Source organism: Limnohabitans sp. TEGF002, assembly GCF_055395845.1.
On the sequence record NZ_AP029224.1, the window covers coordinates 2786683 to 2802457 of the forward strand.

The 15775-nt window shown below is 58.1% G+C and carries 19 protein-coding genes and 1 tRNA gene; 13 read left to right on the forward strand and 7 right to left on the reverse strand.

From position 1 onward, the window contains the following. The first annotated feature begins 11 nt into the window (after positions 1 to 11). From ugpE to ugpQ, 3 genes are read left to right on the forward strand one after another with little or no spacing between them, the layout of a single operon-like run. Positions 12 to 866, forward strand: a complete 855-nt coding sequence (gene ugpE, locus ACZ5SR_RS13915; protein WP_464449229.1) for a sn-glycerol-3-phosphate ABC transporter permease UgpE — start codon at positions 12 to 14, stop codon at positions 864 to 866. Between the two features lie 8 nt (positions 867 to 874). Further along, positions 875 to 1894 (forward strand): sn-glycerol-3-phosphate ABC transporter ATP-binding protein UgpC, encoded by a 1020-nt coding sequence (gene ugpC, locus ACZ5SR_RS13920; protein WP_464449230.1) that lies wholly within the window; start codon positions 875 to 877, stop codon positions 1892 to 1894. A gap of 10 nt (positions 1895 to 1904) precedes the next feature. Continuing rightward, the gene (gene ugpQ / locus ACZ5SR_RS13925; protein ID WP_464449231.1) at positions 1905 to 2639 is read left to right on the forward strand and encodes a glycerophosphodiester phosphodiesterase; all 735 of its coding nucleotides are present in this window, start codon (positions 1905 to 1907) and stop codon (positions 2637 to 2639) included. A 32-nt stretch (positions 2640 to 2671) separates the two neighbouring features. Here the strand turns inward: ugpQ and ACZ5SR_RS13930 are convergent, their stop codons facing one another. Then, positions 2672 to 2947, reverse strand: a complete 276-nt coding sequence (locus ACZ5SR_RS13930) for a hypothetical protein (protein ID WP_464449232.1) — start codon at positions 2945 to 2947, stop codon at positions 2672 to 2674. Between the two features lie 137 nt (positions 2948 to 3084). On the opposite strand from ACZ5SR_RS13930, the gene hemA reads away from it, so the two are divergent. The 4 genes from hemA to grxD all read left to right on the forward strand — a co-directional run bounded on the left by hemA (position 3085) and on the right by grxD (position 6823). Beyond that, positions 3085 to 4356, forward strand: a complete 1272-nt coding sequence (gene hemA, locus ACZ5SR_RS13935; protein WP_464449233.1) for a glutamyl-tRNA reductase — start codon at positions 3085 to 3087, stop codon at positions 4354 to 4356. A 100-nt stretch (positions 4357 to 4456) separates the two neighbouring features. Further along, the gene (prfA, locus tag ACZ5SR_RS13940) at positions 4457 to 5545 is read left to right on the forward strand and encodes a peptide chain release factor 1 (protein ID WP_464449234.1); all 1089 of its coding nucleotides are present in this window, start codon (positions 4457 to 4459) and stop codon (positions 5543 to 5545) included. After that, positions 5545 to 6414, forward strand: coding sequence for a peptide chain release factor N(5)-glutamine methyltransferase (prmC, locus tag ACZ5SR_RS13945; protein ID WP_464449235.1), 870 nt, complete (start codon positions 5545 to 5547; stop codon positions 6412 to 6414). The genes prfA and prmC overlap by 1 nt, the downstream gene beginning before the upstream one ends. Positions 6415 to 6499: 85 nt before the next feature. Then, positions 6500 to 6823 carry a Grx4 family monothiol glutaredoxin gene (grxD, locus tag ACZ5SR_RS13950; protein ID WP_416546397.1) on the forward strand — a complete coding sequence of 108 codons (324 nt, stop codon included), beginning with the start codon at positions 6500 to 6502 and terminating at the stop codon, positions 6821 to 6823. Between the two features lie 110 nt (positions 6824 to 6933). On the opposite strand, the gene ACZ5SR_RS13955 is transcribed toward grxD, so the two are convergent. After that, positions 6934 to 7593, reverse strand: coding sequence for a c-type cytochrome (locus tag ACZ5SR_RS13955; RefSeq protein ID WP_464449236.1), 660 nt, complete (start codon positions 7591 to 7593; stop codon positions 6934 to 6936). Positions 7594 to 7699: 106 nt separating this feature from the next. On the opposite strand from ACZ5SR_RS13955, the gene ACZ5SR_RS13960 reads away from it, so the two are divergent. The 5 genes from ACZ5SR_RS13960 to ACZ5SR_RS13980 all read left to right on the forward strand — a co-directional run bounded on the left by ACZ5SR_RS13960 (position 7700) and on the right by ACZ5SR_RS13980 (position 10721). Further along, a complete protein-coding gene (locus tag ACZ5SR_RS13960) occupies positions 7700 to 8542 on the forward strand; it encodes an AAA family ATPase (RefSeq protein WP_464449237.1) in 843 nt (280 codons plus the stop codon). Positions 8543 to 8552: 10 nt separating this feature from the next. Continuing rightward, positions 8553 to 8789: a hypothetical protein gene (locus tag ACZ5SR_RS13965; RefSeq protein WP_464449238.1), complete on the forward strand. Its 237-nt coding sequence runs from the start codon at positions 8553 to 8555 to the stop codon at positions 8787 to 8789. Beyond that, on the forward strand, positions 8786 to 9415 hold the full coding sequence (locus ACZ5SR_RS13970) for a GNAT family N-acetyltransferase (protein ID WP_464449239.1): 630 nt from the start codon (positions 8786 to 8788) through the stop codon (positions 9413 to 9415). The genes ACZ5SR_RS13965 and ACZ5SR_RS13970 overlap by 4 nt, the downstream gene beginning before the upstream one ends. After that, the gene (locus tag ACZ5SR_RS13975) at positions 9409 to 10593 is read left to right on the forward strand and encodes a vWA domain-containing protein (RefSeq protein WP_464449240.1); all 1185 of its coding nucleotides are present in this window, start codon (positions 9409 to 9411) and stop codon (positions 10591 to 10593) included. The genes ACZ5SR_RS13970 and ACZ5SR_RS13975 overlap by 7 nt, the downstream gene beginning before the upstream one ends. A gap of 53 nt (positions 10594 to 10646) precedes the next feature. Next, positions 10647 to 10721: transfer RNA gene (locus ACZ5SR_RS13980), tRNA-Arg, on the forward strand. Between the two features lie 18 nt (positions 10722 to 10739). Here the strand turns inward: ACZ5SR_RS13980 and ACZ5SR_RS13985 are convergent. Genes ACZ5SR_RS13985 through ACZ5SR_RS14000 form a run of 4 tightly spaced genes read right to left on the reverse strand, consistent with a single transcriptional unit; the run spans position 10740 to position 13747 of the window. Further along, positions 10740 to 12470: a SulP family inorganic anion transporter gene (locus tag ACZ5SR_RS13985; protein WP_464449241.1), complete on the reverse strand. Its 1731-nt coding sequence runs from the start codon at positions 12468 to 12470 to the stop codon at positions 10740 to 10742. Positions 12471 to 12508: 38 nt separating this feature from the next. Next, on the reverse strand, positions 12509 to 12973 hold the full coding sequence (locus ACZ5SR_RS13990) for a DUF6691 family protein (RefSeq protein ID WP_464449242.1): 465 nt from the start codon (positions 12971 to 12973) through the stop codon (positions 12509 to 12511). 10 nt (positions 12974 to 12983) lie between these two features. Further along, positions 12984 to 13421 (reverse strand): YeeE/YedE family protein, encoded by a 438-nt coding sequence (locus ACZ5SR_RS13995; protein WP_464449243.1) that lies wholly within the window; start codon positions 13419 to 13421, stop codon positions 12984 to 12986. Next, a complete protein-coding gene (locus ACZ5SR_RS14000; protein WP_464449244.1) occupies positions 13418 to 13747 on the reverse strand; it encodes an ArsR/SmtB family transcription factor in 330 nt (109 codons plus the stop codon). The genes ACZ5SR_RS13995 and ACZ5SR_RS14000 overlap by 4 nt, the downstream gene beginning before the upstream one ends. A 102-nt stretch (positions 13748 to 13849) precedes the next feature. Between ACZ5SR_RS14000 and ACZ5SR_RS14005 the strand changes: the two genes are divergently transcribed. After that, positions 13850 to 14725: an MBL fold metallo-hydrolase gene (locus ACZ5SR_RS14005; RefSeq protein WP_464449245.1), complete on the forward strand. Its 876-nt coding sequence runs from the start codon at positions 13850 to 13852 to the stop codon at positions 14723 to 14725. 91 nt (positions 14726 to 14816) lie between these two features. Here ACZ5SR_RS14005 and ACZ5SR_RS14010 read toward each other — a convergent pair whose 3' ends face one another. Further along, entirely contained in the window at positions 14817 to 15752 is a 936-nt protein-coding gene (locus tag ACZ5SR_RS14010) for a cyanophycinase (protein ID WP_464449246.1), read from the reverse strand. Positions 15753 to 15775: the final 23 nt, after the last annotated feature.

Genomic DNA, 15775 nt, shown 5'->3' on the forward strand with positions numbered 1-15775 from the left:
GGAGGCCAGCCATGATCGAACGACGCCCCGGCCTGCAAATCTTGCGGCATGTCATCTTGCTCGTCGGCGTGGCCATCGTGGCCTTTCCGCTGTACCTGACATTGATCGGGTCCACACAGACTGCCCAGCAAATCAACCAAAGCGTGCCCATGTCGCTGCTGCCGGGCGGCCACTTTTGGGACACCTACCGCCTGACCTTGTTTGGCGGCCCCAATTCACAGGGCAGCCCCCTGCCCGCCATGTGGCCCATGATGCAGATCAGCCTGATCAGCGCGCTGGGCATTGCGATTGGCAAGATCGCGATTTCGCTGCTGTCGGCCTTTGCCATCGTGTATTTCCGATTCCCGCTGCGCAACATGGTGTTCTGGATGATCTTTGTCACCCTGATGCTGCCGGTGGAGGTGCGCATCAGCCCCACTTACGAAGTAGTTGCAGGCCTGGGCCTGCTCAACAGCTTTGCGGGCCTGACGGTGCCGCTGATCGCCTCGGCCACCGCCACCTTTTTGTTCCGGCAGTTTTTTCTAACCATTCCGGATGAGCTGGTCGAAGCCGCCCGCATCGACGGCGCGGGCCCCATGCGTTTTTTCAAGGATGTGCTGCTGCCCCTGTCGGCCACCAACATCGCCGCGTTGTTTGTCATCCAGTTCATCTATGGCTGGAACCAATACCTGTGGCCGCTGTTGGTGACCACCAGCGAAGACATGTACCCCGTTGTGCTGGGCATCAAACGGCTGATTTCGGGCGAGTCCTGGACCGAATGGAACGTGGTCATGGCTGCCGCCATTTTGGCCATGCTGCCCCCGGCGCTGGTCGTGGTGCTGATGCAAAAATGGTTCGTCAAGGGCCTGGTTGATACCGAGAAATAAAAGTCCACATGGCTGCAATTACCCTTTCCCACATCCTCAAAACCTACGGCGCTGGTGCCAAGGCCAACACCGTCATCCACGACCTGAGCGCCGGCATTGCTGACGGCGAGTTCGTGGTCATCGTCGGCCCCTCGGGCTGCGGCAAATCCACCTTGCTGCGCATGGTGGCGGGCCTCGAAGACATCTCGGGCGGCACGATCTCGATTGGTGATCGCGTGGTCAACGAGCTGGAACCGGCCGAGCGCGACATCGCCATGGTGTTTCAGAACTACGCGCTGTACCCGCACATGAGCGTGTTCGACAACATGGCCTACGGCCTGAAGATCGCCAAACGCCCGCTGGAAGAAATCAAGGCCCGTGTGGACAAGGCAGCGGGCATCCTCGAACTGAGCCACCTGCTGCAACGCAAACCCCGTGAGCTGTCGGGCGGCCAGCGCCAGCGCGTGGCCATGGGCCGCGCCATCGTGCGCCAGCCACAGGTGTTTTTGTTTGATGAGCCGTTGTCGAATCTGGACGCCAAGCTGCGCGCCCAGACCAGGCTCGAGATTCAAAAACTGCACCGCGAATTGGGCATCACCAGCCTGTTTGTCACGCACGACCAGGTCGAAGCCATGACGCTGGCGCAGCGCATGATCGTGATGAACGGCGGCCACATGGAACAGTTCGGCACGCCCGAAGAGGTCTACAACCGCCCCGCCAGCACTTTTGTGGCGAGCTTCATCGGCTCGCCGCCCATGAACCTGCTCCATCAAGCCCCAGGCACGCCCGAAGGCCAGATTTTGGGCATCCGCCCGGAGCACTTGGACATCACGCCCACGCCAGAATACGGCAGCTGGACGCTGACGGTGGACACGGTGGAACTGCTGGGTGCCGAGCGCTTGGTGCACGCACGACTGGACCAAGAAACGCTGACCCTGCGGCTGGACGAATCCCTGCCCGCACCGCAGCCAGGCAGCACATTCCACGCCACACCACGCGCTGACCGCTTGCACTGGTTTGACGCTGCCACCCAAAAACGCATCGCCTGAACTGAGCACCATGCAACACTGGCCCTACCCACGCTGGATCGCCCACCGGGGCGCTGGCAAACTCGCCCCCGAAAACACCTTGGCTGCCTTCCGGCTGGGGGCCTCGCACGGCTTTCGCATGTTCGAGTGCGATGCCAAACTCAGCGCCGACGGCGTGGTGTTTTTGCTGCACGACACCACGCTGGAGCGCACCACCAACGGTCATGGCATGGGTGGCGATCAGACTTGGCACAACCTGTCGCAACTGGACGCAGGCAGCTGGCATTCACGCGCTTTTGCGGGCGAGGCCCTGCCCACGCTCGAAGCGCTGGCGCGGTTTTGTCAAACCAATGGCCACCTGCTGAACATCGAGATCAAACCCACACCGGGCACTGAGGCCGCCACTGGCGAAGCTGTGGCCCGTCTGGCCGCCCGCCTGTGGGCTGACGCTGCCGTGCCCCCACTCTTGAGCTCATTCAAACCAGAGGCACTGGCCGCTGCGCAAAAAACAGCCCCCGAACTGCCACGCGGCTTGCTGGTTGACACGCTGTGGGACGGCTGGTTTGAGAAAGCTCAGGCGCTGGACTGCGTGGCAGTGGTGGCGAACTACGCCCTGTGGGATGCAGCCACCGTGGCCCGCGTACACGGTGCGGGCATGAAATGCCTGAGCTACACCGTCAACGACGACTGGGCCGCCCAGCATCTGTTGGCCTTGGGCACGGACGGCATCATCACCGACCGGGTGGACCTGTTCAGCCCCAGTTGAGGCAAAGGATGCGCTAACGCAGCCTTGTGGCCTTACCTAGAGGTCCAACCACGGTGCATCACCCATTCGAGGGTGGCGGCCACCAGTACCAACGCCAAGTAGGTGCTCATTTTCCCGTCCTGGTCATGCAGCCACAAACCGGCGACCAGAACCAGCAAACCGCTCATGGCATGGACAAGCATGTGGCGGCGCATCGGCCTCGTGCTCGGCCCCATGACCCAGCGACCGGCCCAAGGCATCAAAAGAGCCATGGCCAAGGCGGGCATCACAAACCCCCAAAGGTGCAAGACCAACAAGCCAAATGTCATGAAACCTCGATTTTTCCAAGTGGCCCTGCCCTTGTGACAGTCCATACCCTTTAAATTGTGCCCTGAAAGCCACGTCAATTTTCAAACCCTTGAAATGTGTCAAGCAAAGTTGACAGGTCGTGCCTATAATGACCCTCATGGCTGTCTGGACCCTGGGTTTGAACCACACCACTGCACCGCTGGATCTGCGCGGTCGGTTCGCGTTCGCCGTGGACAAACTGGTCCCCACACTCCATGGTCTGCGACGCGATTTGGCCAACCGAATTTCACAAGAGCCCGAAGCGGCCATCTTGTCGACCTGCAACCGCACCGAAATTTATTGCGCCGCCGACCAGGCTGCCACCAACGACACGCTGCGCTGGCTGGCCCAAACTGGCGGCGTGAGTGCCTCCGAACTGCACGCCCACACCTATTTGTTAGAAGGCAACGAAGCTGCACGCCACGCGTTTCGCGTGGCCAGCGGTCTGGACTCCATGGTGCTGGGCGAAGCCCAAATTTTGGGTCAGCTCAAGGATGCCGTGCGGGCAGCAGAACAAGCCGGCGCACTGGGCAGCACCTTGAACCAATTGTTTCAACGCAGTTTTGCGGTGGCCAAAGAGGTGCGCAGCGCCACCGAAATTGGGGCCCACTCCATCAGCATGGCCGCTGCCTCGGTAAGACTGGCAAGCCAGTTGTTCGAAAACCTGCAAGACATCCGCATCCTGTTTGTCGGCGCGGGCGAGATGAACGAGTTGGTGGCGACCCACTTTGCAGCCAAGCAGCCTAAAAGCATGGTGATCGCCAACCGCAGCCTGGACCGCGCCGAATTGCTGGCCCACCGCTTTGGGGCCGAAGTCATGCGCTTGGCCGATCTGCCCGACCGTCTGCACGAGTTCGATGCCGTGATCAGTTGCACCGCCAGCACGCTGCCCCTGATCGGCTTGGGTGCGGTTGAGCGGGCTCTGAAAAAACGCAAGTACCGCCCCATGTTCATGGTCGACTTGGCGGTACCTCGTGACATCGAACCTGAAGTCAAATCGCTGGACGATGTCTACCTCTACACCGTCGATGATCTGGCCAGCGTGGTCCAAGAAGGACAAGCGCATCGCCAAGCCGCCGTGGCCGAAGCCGAAATCATCATCGATGCCGGTGTCCAAAGTTTCAACCATTGGCTGGGCCAGCGCGATACTGTCCCGCTGATTCAACAATTGCAAACCCAAGCCGATGCCTGGCGCGAAGCAGAGCTAGGGCGAGCCCGCAAACTGCTTGCCAGGGGCGACGACCCGATCGCGGTCATGGAGGCCTTGTCCAAAGGCCTGACCCAGAAAATGTTGCACGGCGCATTGGCCGAATTGCGCGGTGCCACCCCGGAACACCGAGAGCAGACCATGCACACGGTGCAGCGCGTGTTCTTGCGCAAAGAGCGCTAGCGACCAGGCTACTCAAGTCCCGTCATTCCCGTGCCAGCGGGAATCCACGCCCTTCACACATCCACCTCGATTCCCGCCTTCGCGGTCATGACGCCCTGAAGTGAAACCTTTCCTCATCCAACAACTCGAACGCTACGCGCTGCGCTTGAACGAGCTGGACTTTCTCCTGTCCCGCGAAGACATCATGGCCGATATGACGCAGTTCCTGAAGCTCTCGCGTGAGCATGCCGAGGTCAGCGCCGTCGCCTCGCGCTTTGCCCGCTTTCAGCAGCGCAGCGCCGATCTGGTGGAAGCCCAAGCCATGCTGGATGACAACGACATGCGCCAGATGGCTGAAGAAGAAGTGGCCAGCGCCAGCGCCGAGCTGCAAAGCCTGGAAGCCGAACTGCAGCGCATGCTGCTGCCCAAAGACCCCGACGATGCCCGCCCTGCTTTTGTCGAAATCCGCGCGGGCACAGGAGGCGACGAATCGGCCCTGTTTGCCGCCGACTTGCTGCGCATGTACACGCGCTATGCCGAAAGCCAAGGCTGGCGTTGCGAGATCGTGTCTGAATCGGTGAGCGAGTTGGGTGGCTACAAGGAAGTCGTGGTGCGCATCGAGGGCGAGCAGGTTTACGGCGCACTCAAGTTCGAATCGGGTGGCCACCGGGTGCAGCGTGTGCCCGCTACAGAAACCCAAGGCCGCATCCACACCAGCGCCTGCACCGTGGCTGTGCTGGCCGAACCAGACGCAGCCGAGGCCATCAAGATCAACCCGTCAGATTTGCGCATCGACACCTACCGAGCCAGCGGTGCGGGTGGGCAACACATCAACAAGACCGATTCGGCGGTGCGTATCACCCACTTGCCCACCGGCATCGTGGCCGAATGTCAGGACGGCCGCAGCCAGCACGGCAACAAAGCGCAGGCCTTGAAAGTGCTGACAGCCCGCATTCAGAAAAAAGACCGTGCAGAGCGTGCTGCCAAGGATGCCGCCGAGCGCAAGAGCCTGATCGGCAGCGGTGACCGCTCGGACCGCATACGCACCTACAACTTTCCACAAGGCCGCTTGACCGACCACCGCATCAACCTGACGCTGTACAAGCTGCTCACCATCATGGAAGGCGATTTGCATGATGTGGTGAACGCCTTGCAAAGCTACGAAGCCGCCGAACAGTTGGCCGCTTTGGAAATCGGGGCCAGCGCCTGATGCAAAACCCTCCGACCGTGGCCCAATGCCTGCGCCAAGCCCAAACCCTGGGTTTGGCCCGGGTGGACGCTCAAATGTTGCTGCTGCATGGCCTGCAGCGCCCGCTGCACGACCGCGCTTGGCTGCTGGCCCATGACGGCGACACTTTGACGACTGCGCAAAAAACCACATGGCAAAACGCGCTGCAGCGCCGCCTGCAAGGTGAACCTGTGGCCTACATCACCGGGCGCAAGGATTTTTTTGGTCTGACGCTGGCCGTAGACGCCCGTGTGCTGGACCCACGCCCTGACACTGAAACTTTGGTGGAATGGGGCTTGGCCTGCCTGGCCGAATCCACACCCACAGCCTCAGCCACAAATGGCTCGCCCCGCGTTCTAGACTTGGGCACGGGCAGCGGTGCAGTGGCTTTGGCGCTGCAACACGCCCGGCCCGATGCCACGGTGTGGGCGGTGGATGCCAGCGAAGACGCCCTGGCCGTGGCCCGCGCCAATGCGACCCGCTTAAATCTGAGTGTGCAATTCATCGCCAGCGACTGGCTGAGCGCGGTGGATGTTCAGCGCACCGGCCTTTATGACCTCATCGTCTCCAACCCGCCCTATGTGGCCGAAGGTGACCCCCATCTGGCCGCCCTGACGCATGAGCCCCTGCAGGCCCTGACCAGCGGCCCCGATGGCCTGGATGACATCCGCCAGATCATTGCCCAAGCCCCCGCCTGTCTGGCCCCGGGCGGCTGGCTGCTGCTCGAACACGGCTGGGACCAGGCCGACCCGGTGCAGGCGCTGCTGCGCGAAGCCGGGTTTGAGCAGGTGCAGTCACACCGCGATCTGAGCGGCATCGCGCGCTGTACGGGCGCGGCCTGGCCTAAGTGACAGCAACATCCCTGTGAAGATTGCAGACATTCAATCAGAGAGATAATGTTTCCCATACAACATCGACCCCATTTGGAGCAAAACCATGAGCGACACCCAGCAACGTATTGACGAACTCGTCAAAGGCAACGAGATCACCCTGTTCATGAAGGGCAGCGCCAGCTTCCCCATGTGCGGTTTTTCTGGCCGTGCCATCCAGATCCTCAAGGCCGTTGGCGTTGACACGAAGACCGTCAAGACCGTGAATGTGCTGGACGACGCCGAAATCCGCCAAGGCATCAAGGAATACAGCAACTGGCCCACCATCCCCCAGCTCTATGTCAAGGGCGAGTTCATTGGCGGCTCGGACATCATGATGGAGATGTACGAGTCAGGCGAGCTGCAGCAAGTCATCAACGGACAAGCCTGAACGGGGCCTGAAGAACTGGCCTCCTGGAAACAAGGGGGCATTAAATGGATCTGCCCTAACGAAAAAAGCCAGTCAACAGACTGGCTTTTTTGCTTTGAGTTAGAGCCTGGTCAGCGGAACTTGGACTGGGGCACAACTTTCATTTCACCTTCGAGCGAACCGATGTACGAGGACATGGCTTTGAGTTCAGCATTGGTGAATTGTTTGGCGATGCCACCCATCACGCCATTGTTGCGGCCCCAAGTGGACAGGTTTTCGGTTTTGTAGGACTTGAGGGCCACAAACAAAAAGTCTTTGTGTTGTCCGGCCAATTTGGGGTAGCTGGGGTCGATCGGCTTGTTGAAGTTGTCCCCGTGGCAAGAAATGCAAGCACCCTTTTGCAGCAAGGCTGCAACTTTGGCATCAGGTGCCTTGGGGGCAGCCGTCACGGGTTGGGTGTTGCCGTGTTGCTCGTAGTAAGCACCCAGATCGGCCATGTCCTGCTCACTCAGGCTGTCGGCAATGCCACGCATGGTGGGGTGCTTACGCTCGCCTTTTTTGTACGCATTGAGGGCAGACACGATGTACTTGGCATTTTGACCAGAGATCATCGGTACGCGGTAGACCTCGGGGAAGCTGGCTTGGTAGCCTTTGATGCCGTGGCAACCGATGCACATGGCAATCTTTTGCTCAGCAGCTTTGGCGTCGCCCTTGACTTCTTGGGCTTGAACGGAAATAGCGGTCACGGAGGCGACAGCCAGGGCAAACATCGAGGTCAACAGCTTGTTCATTTTGCTCACACAATCCAAATGATTGATAAAAATCAACTGCGGATTATATCGGGCTGGCCCTCATAATCCTGACAAGCTTCATTCCTGTTTTTGAGAACTGTCCACCATGAAATTCCAAGGTACCGAAAACTACGTCGCCACACAGGACCTGATGTTGGCTGTCAACGCCGCCATCACCCTCAAACGCCCCCTGTTGGTCAAAGGCGAACCTGGCACTGGCAAGACCATGCTGGCCGAGGAAGTGTCCGCCGCCCTGGGTCTGCCTTTGTTGCAATGGCACATCAAATCGACCACCAAGGCCCAACAAGGCTTGTACGAATACGACGCCGTGAGCCGTCTGCGTGACAGCCAACTCGGTGATGAGAAGGTCAAGGACATCGAGAACTACATCATCAAAGGTGTGCTCTGGCAGGCTTTCACCTCCGAGACGCCTGTGGCCATCCTGATCGACGAAATCGACAAGGCTGACATCGAGTTCCCGAATGACTTGCTGCGCGAGATCGATCGCATGGAGTTCTATTGCTACGAGACGCGCCAGCTGATCAAGGCCAAAACCCGCCCACTGGTGTTCATCACGTCCAACAACGAAAAAGAATTGCCCGACGCCTTTTTGCGCCGCTGCTTTTTTCACTACATCAAGTTCCCCGAAGCGGACACCATGCGCCAGATCGTGGACGTGCACTTCCCCACGCTCAAAAAAGACCTGCTGGCCCTGGCCCTCAAGACTTTTTACGATGTGCGCGGCCTGCCGGGCTTGAAGAAAAAGCCTTCCACCAGCGAATTGCTTGACTGGTTGAAACTTCTGGTGGCAGAAGACATTCCGCTCGAAGCCTTACAAAGCGCTGATCAGAAAGTGTCGGTGCCGCCCTTGGTGGGCGCCCTGCTCAAAAACGAACAAGACGTAACTTTGTTTGAAAAGCTGGTGTTCATGAACCAGCGCAACCGCTGAGCCTGCTGCCATGAGCACTCCCAACCCTTTTATTGAAGGTATTTCTGACGCAGTTGGTTTTGTTGGCGGCGCGCTGGCGGGTTACTGGGCTGGCAAGTGGCTGGGCCTGGATATTTTCAGTGCCGGTTACGACAATGCCAGCATTGGCGGCATTTTGCTGGTGGGCCTGGGCGGCGGCGGCGGCTTGCACCTGGCTCGCTTTTGGCGCGCCAAACAAAACGCCAAAGACACCGACACCCCATCATGAGCACTTGGATCGCACCGACCACCTTGACAGGTCAGCATGTGACGCTGGTGCCGCTGTCACAGCAGCACCATGATGATCTGGTGGTGGCCGTTCGCGATGGTGAACTCTGGCAACTTTGGTACACCGCCATCCCCACACCCGAGGGCATGGCTGCAGAAATTACGCGTCGCTTAGATCTGCAAGCCAAGGGCAGCATGTGCCCGTTTGCGGTGATCGATCCATCCACCGGCAAGGCCGTGGGCATGACCACCTACATGAACGTAGATGCCGCTAACCGGCGTGTCGAAATCGGCTCCACTTGGTACCGCCAAAGCGTTCAACGCACCCCCCTCAACACTGAAGCCAAGCGCATGCTCCTGGCCCATGCTTTTGAACAGTTGAACTGCATTGCGGTGGAATTCCGCACGCATTTTTTCAACCACCAGAGCCGTCGTGCCATCGAACGCCTAGGGGCCAAACTCGACGGCATACTGCGCAGCCACCAAATCAACCCGCATCCGCTGGCTTCCGGTGCAATGCGTGACAGCTGCGTTTACAGCATCATTGCCAGCGAATGGTCCAGCGTGCGTGCGCATCTGGACTTTCAGCTGAGCCGCTCCAGCTTCAAGGACACACGGTCATGCTGATCGATTTTTTCTACACCCTGCGTGCCGCCAAACTGCCCGTCTCGGTGCGCGAATACCTGACGCTGCTCGAAGCCTTACAAGCCAATGTGGTCGGCCCGGCGTCTGATGCCTGCAGCATCGACGATTTTTACCACCTGGCCCGCACCGTGATGGTCAAGGACGAAAAGCACTTCGACAAGTTCGATAAAGCTTTTGGCGCCTACTTCAAGGGCGTGGAAATGTTGACCGACTTCACCAAAGAAGTGCCGCTCGACTGGCTCGAAAAAATCCTTCAAAAAGAACTCACGCCCGAGCAAAAAGCCGCCATCGAAAAAATGGGCTGGGACGAGCTGATGGACACGCTCAAAAAGCGCCTGGAAGAACAAAAAGAACGCCACGAAGGTGGCAACAAGTGGATCGGTACAGGCGGCACATCTCCCTTTGGCAACGGCGGCTACAACCCGCAAGGCATCCGCATTGGTGGCAAGGGCGGTAACAAAAGCGCCGTCAAGGTCTGGGACCAACGCGCCTACAAAGACTACGACGACCAGCAGGAGCTGGGCACACGCAACATCAAGGTCGCGCTGCGCCGCCTGCGCCGCTTTGCGCGTGAGGGATCACAAGACGAACTGGACCTGGACGGCACCATCCGCAAGACAGCGGCCAATGCGGGCTATCTGAACATCCTGATGCGCCCCGAGCGCCACAACAATGTGAAAGTGCTGCTGCTCATGGACGTGGGCGGCACCATGGACGAGCACATTGCGCGGGTGGAAGAAATGTTCTCGGCCGTCAAAGCCGAGTTCAAGCACCTGGACTTTTATTACTTCCACAACTGCGTGTACGACTTCATGTGGAAGAACAACAAGCGCCGCTACGCTGAAAAATTCCCGACTTGGGACATCCTGCGCAAGTACAACAAGGACTACAAGCTCATATTCATTGGCGACGCGACCATGAGTCCCTATGAGATTTTGCAAAAAGGCGGCAGCGTTGAATACAACAACGAAGAGGCCGGAGCCGAATGGCTGCAACGCCTGACGCACACCTTCCCCAAATTCGCCTGGATCAACCCCGAGCCGCAAGGCGTCTGGCAATACCGCCAGAGCATCTCCATCATTCAGCAGCTGATGAGCAACCGCATGTTCCCACTGACCCTCAAAGGCTTGGAAGATGCCATGCGCTTATTGAGCAAGTGAGTCTGTCCACCCGCAGCGGTGGGCGCAGACCGCCCCTGTAAAATCATCCACACGCCACCGTAGTTCAATGGATAGAACTCTCCCCTCCTAAGGGAGTGATACAGGTTCGATTCCTGTCGGGGGCACCAGACTCCATCAAATCCAATTTACCGAATGACCTCGGGCGTGAGCGCTTGGATGGCTTGGTAATTCGTCAAAAACACCCTTCCATGCAAATGCTGCAAAAAGTGAGTGGTGTTGAGTTTGTCCATCACCGGGCCTTTGATCTCCGAGAAATGCAGCGCAATCCCAGAGTCTTTCAAACGACTGGCAATCGCCTCCAAGCTTTCCAAGGCACTGGCGTCGATGTCGTTCACCGCAGAACATTGCAACAACACATGCTCTAAGCCTGGACGCACTGCCACCTCGGCATTGATCCGGTCCTCCACGCCACGGGCGTTGGCGAAAAACAGACTGGCATCCACCCGCAGGCAGACCAGCGTGGGACTCGTCAACACATCGTGGCGAAGCACATTGCGGAAATGCTCGGTGCCCGGTACCAAACCTACGGTGGCAATATGGGGGCGGCTGGCTCGTAACAAAAACAGCGCCAAAGACACCACAACACCCGACACCAAACCCGTTTCCACACCCACCAATAAGGTGGCCAGCAAGGTTGTAGCAACGGCGATAAAGTCCAGTTTGGAGAAACGCCAAGTGGATTTCAAGATGCCGAAGTCGACCAAAGAAAGCACCGCCACGATGATGGTGGCCGCCAATGTGGCCTGCGGCAGATAGTAAAGCGCAGGGGTCAAGAAAAGCGACGCCAGAGTGATACCCACCGCCGTGTAAACGCCTGCGGCAGGCGTGACAGCGCCGGCGTCAAAATTGACCACAGAGCGCGCAAAACCACCGGTGACGGGAAAGCCGCCAGTGAAGGCAGCCGACAAGTTGCTGGCACCCAAGGCCACCAACTCTTGGTCGGGCTCAATGCGTTGACGCCGTTTAGCGGCCAAGGTTTGACCCACCGACACCGATTCAACAAACCCCACCACGCTGATCAGCAGCGCGGGCACCCACAACTTTTGCCACAAGGCCAAATCCCACAACGGCGCGGTGAGCGGGGGCAAACCTTGCGGCACGGTGCCGACCAATTTCATGCCTTGGCCTTGCCAGTCCAGCGCCCAAGCCAACACTGTGGTCAAGGCAATGGCGACCACGGGGCCTGCCTTGGCCAGCACATCGGCCAGCTTGGGTTTGAGGCCTGCAGAAATGAGCAGTGGTTTCAAGCCCTTGCGCACCCAGAACAAAAACACCGTGGCGGCGATGCCCACACCCAAAGTGAGCAGGTGCAGGTGAGAAGCTTGGTGCATCAGCGCAGACAGCAGCTCCAAAAAGTTGTGTCCCTCGGCTTTCACGCCCATGAGGGTTTTGATTTGGCTCAAGGCGATCAGCAAACCTGAGGCCGAAATAAAGCCTGAGATCACGGGATGGCTTAAAAAATTGGCCAAAAAGCCCAATCTCAAAAACCCCATGATCAGCAGCATGCCGCCCGACAAAAACGCCAAAGTGATGGCCACTTGCCAATAAGCATGCGTCCCCGCAGCAGCATGTTCCGCCACCGCCGCAGCGGTCATCAACGACACCACGGCCACAGGCCCCACCGCCAAGACTCGGCTGCTGCCCAACACGGCATAGAGCAGCAAGGGCGCAACGCTGGCGTACAAACCCACCTCAGGTGGCAGGCCTGCCAACAAAGCATAAGCCAAGCTTTGCGGGATTAGCATGATGGTGACAATAAGTGCCGCCACCATGTCGTTGGTGAAGGTTTCTCGGTTGTATTGACGACCCCACGCCAACATCGGAACAGTGGGGAGCCAACTTGGCAGTGCAGTCATCGGTCAACCATTTCAGCTTCGTGCTTCAGGGATGCAGTTCACAGTGCATTGAATTTGGCTTTGCGGGGTGCGTGCACAAAACGGTCCATCAACTCAAAGCCCAGCATGCCGACCAACATGGCCAAGACAAACACCAGAGCCTTGGGTTGGCCATCGGCCATCGACACCAGCGCCGGGCCAGGGCAAAAACCGGCCAAGCCCCAACCTGCACCAAACAACAAACTGCCAATCACCAGTTTTTTGTCCATGTCCATGTTGGTGGGCAGGCGCAAAGCGCCACCCAAAAAGGTGCTGGTGCGTTTTTTGGCCACGGTGAAGGCGAAAAAGCCTACCATGATGGCGCCGCCCATCACCAGTGCCAAGGAAGGGTCCCAAGTGCCAAACAGGTCGAGAAAGCCAATGACTTTGCCGGGGTCGGTCATGCCCGAGAGCATGAGGCCCAAGCCAAACAGCAGGCCAACGACAAACTCAGCGATGCGATAGAGGTGGTTTTTGTTAAGCATGTTGATTTCCTTAGAGGATGTGGCGCAGCACGTAGACCATGACAAAGCCGGCCCCCATGAAAGACAGGGTGGCCACCAAAGAGCGGGGTGACAGGCGAGACAAGCCACACACACCATGACCACTGGTGCAGCCAGAGGCATAGCGGGTACCAATGCCCACCAGCAAACCAGCGGCAATCACCATCCAGCCAGAAGCATCAATGCGCGGAGCGGTGATGTACTGCGCGGGCACCACGGCGTGAAAAACCGTGGGTGCGGCCAACATGCCCAATAGGAAGAAAACACGCCAAGTGGTATCACCCGCTTTGGGCGGCAACAGCCCACCCAAAATGCCGCTGATGCCCAAGATGCGTCCATTGACCAAAATGAAGATGGCCGAGGCCACCCCCAAAATGATGCCGCCGGCGAGAGATGCGAATGGCGTGAAATGTGCCCAATCGATGTTCATGCTGATGCTCCTTCTTGTGGTTCGCAAAATTGCGCGAATAAAACGTTCATGACCGCCAGCGCTTGCGGGCTGGCGATTTGGTAATAGATGTTTTTGCCCTCACGGCGGGTGGTCACCAGCTCTTCGTCACGCAAGACTGTGAGCTGTTGCGACAAGGTGGGCTGCACGATGCCCAAGATCTCTTCCAACTCACCCACACGCTTTTCACCTTGAGACAGTTGGCACAGCAGCATCAATCGATCAGGGTTGGAGAGCACTTTCATCAGTCGGCAGGCATTTCCGGCTGAGGTCTTCATTTTTTCAAGGTCCAGTGTGGTGGTGTCCATGGGCGGTTTTCCCCGTCTGCATCAAAGTAAGTTGAAATTATATTGACAAATAAACTATTTGTCAATAAACTATGAAAAACTTAATCAATAATGGAGTTATCGATGACCACAACCCATCTCAACCCAATCGTTCACGGCATTTTTGACCCCGCTACCTGGACCGTCACCTATGTGGTTTACGAAAAACCCGGTTCAGCTTGCGCCATCATTGACTCGGTGTTGGATTACGACCCCAAGTCTGGGCGGACCAGCCACAAGTCAGCGGACAAAGTGATCGAATTTGTCAAAGCCAACGATCTGAAGGTGGCATGGATTCTTGAAACCCATGCCCACGCCGATCACCTGAGCGCCGCCCCTTATCTGAAACAGCACTTGGGTGGCCAAACCGCCATCGGTGACCACATTGGTGGTGTCCAAAAAGTGTTCAAGGGCATCTTCAACATGGAAGCCAGCTTCAAACCGGATGGATCGCAGTTTGACCATCTGTTCGCCGAGGGTGAAGCCATCTCCTTGGGCAGCATCGCGGGGCACACCCTTTTCGTGCCGGGACACACACCCGCTTGTGTCGCTTACCAGTTTGGCGATGCCGTTTTTGTGGGCGATACCCTGTTCATGCCCGATGTGGGCACCGCACGCTGCGACTTCCCAGGAGGCGACGCCAAAACTTTGTATGCATCGACACGCAAAATTTTGAGCTTGCCGCCTGCGACACGTTTGTTCATGTGCCACGACTACCCACCCAATGGCCGCCCGGTGAATTTTGAGACGACGGTGGCCGAGCAAAAAGCCAAGAACATCCATGTCCATGACGGCATCGGTGAAGCCGAGTTTGTCGAGATGCGTACCAAGCGAGACGCCACCTTGGAAATGCCAGTGCTCATCCTGCCTGCGGTGCAAATCAACATCCGCGCTGGCGAGTTGCCACCCAAGGAAGACAATGGCGTTGCCTACGTCAAAATTCCTTTGAACGCACTTTGACCCTGTTGAGGTTTAAAAATCCAAACCATTGATTTGATGGGAAGCCCGACTCTTGTCGGGGGCACCAAAGTCATGCCCGAGCGGACCGAAGTCAACCGCGAAGAGGTCCAATTGACACCAGTCGCTGTATGGCCCGGCGCAAAGGCGCTGAGCGTGCGGTCTTGGCCAGGGTCTTGAGGCTGTATCGGTGCCCTGCCGGCAACACATGCAACTGGACCCCCAACATTTCTATTTGCTCCAAGGTTTCCAGTTCATTCACATTGGATTGCATTTGCGATGGGTCCACCAGGGTCACCGTCCCTTTGCCGATGATCTCCATCGCTTCGCCCCGCTCAATCACCAAAGCGGTGTCTTCATCAATGCCCACCCCCAGCAAATCCGGTCGCATGGCCAAGGTAGACAACAAACGAGCCAATCGCCTGCGCTCCGAAAAGTGCTGATCCACAACAGCTTGAGACAACAAGCCCAGACCAATGTCGGTGTCCACCGCTTCCTTGCGGGGCCGCAACACCGCGGGCCCTTGGGCGATCATGTGCCGCGACATGACCGCAGCGCCTGCACTGGTGCCACCGATGCAACAACTGTTGAGATGAAAGGCTTTGTGCAAAGACTGGTATGCCGGGGTGTCCCACAACGTGTCCATGAGTTTGGACTGGTCTCCTCCACTCATAAAAATGCCGTCGGCTCGCAGGATCTCGGTCTGCAGTGGCAACGCGTGTGCACTCTCTCGGTCATCGATGGCCAAACGCTGCACGTCTTCGACATCGATGGACATGAAAGCATTTTGATAACTTTGCCACACACCTTCAGGATCGCCACTGGCAGCGGTGATGATGCGAATGCGGGCCTGAATGCCCCCGCAATAATCAGCGAATTTGCGCAGAATGATGCGATCCTGCAAACGGTCCTCTGCCCCGCCCACGATCACCAGCCGGGAAATTCTGGAGTACTGCGCCAAGACAGGCAGTCCCGCCAGCGCAGCCACACAGGCCACTGTCATGCCACCCCACACATTTCTTCGGTTCATGGTGTCACTCTAACCCATGCAAC

Excerpts from the sequence above, each read along its gene's own strand:
- hemA (WP_464449233.1), top strand. The coding sequence starts at position 3,085 with ATGGCTGTCTGGACCCTGGGTTTGAACCACACCACTGCACCGCTGGAT.
- ACZ5SR_RS14000 (WP_464449244.1), bottom strand. The coding sequence starts at position 13,747 with ATGGACACCACCACACTGGACCTTGAAAAAATGAAGACCTCAGCCGGA.
- ACZ5SR_RS13930 (WP_464449232.1), bottom strand. The coding sequence starts at position 2,947 with ATGACATTTGGCTTGTTGGTCTTGCACCTTTGGGGGTTTGTGATGCCC.
- ACZ5SR_RS14010 (WP_464449246.1), bottom strand. The coding sequence starts at position 15,752 with ATGAACCGAAGAAATGTGTGGGGTGGCATGACAGTGGCCTGTGTGGCT.
- ACZ5SR_RS13960 (WP_464449237.1), top strand. The coding sequence starts at position 7,700 with ATGAAATTCCAAGGTACCGAAAACTACGTCGCCACACAGGACCTGATG.
- ugpQ (WP_464449231.1), top strand. The coding sequence starts at position 1,905 with ATGCAACACTGGCCCTACCCACGCTGGATCGCCCACCGGGGCGCTGGC.
- ugpC (WP_464449230.1), top strand. The coding sequence starts at position 875 with ATGGCTGCAATTACCCTTTCCCACATCCTCAAAACCTACGGCGCTGGT.
- ACZ5SR_RS13975 (WP_464449240.1), top strand. The coding sequence starts at position 9,409 with ATGCTGATCGATTTTTTCTACACCCTGCGTGCCGCCAAACTGCCCGTC.
- ACZ5SR_RS14005 (WP_464449245.1), top strand. The coding sequence starts at position 13,850 with ATGACCACAACCCATCTCAACCCAATCGTTCACGGCATTTTTGACCCC.
- ACZ5SR_RS13995 (WP_464449243.1), bottom strand. The coding sequence starts at position 13,421 with ATGAACATCGATTGGGCACATTTCACGCCATTCGCATCTCTCGCCGGC.
- grxD (WP_416546397.1), top strand. The coding sequence starts at position 6,500 with ATGAGCGACACCCAGCAACGTATTGACGAACTCGTCAAAGGCAACGAG.
- ACZ5SR_RS13955 (WP_464449236.1), bottom strand. The coding sequence starts at position 7,593 with ATGAACAAGCTGTTGACCTCGATGTTTGCCCTGGCTGTCGCCTCCGTG.
- ugpE (WP_464449229.1), top strand. The coding sequence starts at position 12 with ATGATCGAACGACGCCCCGGCCTGCAAATCTTGCGGCATGTCATCTTG.
- ACZ5SR_RS13985 (WP_464449241.1), bottom strand. The coding sequence starts at position 12,470 with ATGACTGCACTGCCAAGTTGGCTCCCCACTGTTCCGATGTTGGCGTGG.
- ACZ5SR_RS13965 (WP_464449238.1), top strand. The coding sequence starts at position 8,553 with ATGAGCACTCCCAACCCTTTTATTGAAGGTATTTCTGACGCAGTTGGT.
- ACZ5SR_RS13970 (WP_464449239.1), top strand. The coding sequence starts at position 8,786 with ATGAGCACTTGGATCGCACCGACCACCTTGACAGGTCAGCATGTGACG.
- prmC (WP_464449235.1), top strand. The coding sequence starts at position 5,545 with ATGCAAAACCCTCCGACCGTGGCCCAATGCCTGCGCCAAGCCCAAACC.
- ACZ5SR_RS13990 (WP_464449242.1), bottom strand. The coding sequence starts at position 12,973 with ATGCTTAACAAAAACCACCTCTATCGCATCGCTGAGTTTGTCGTTGGC.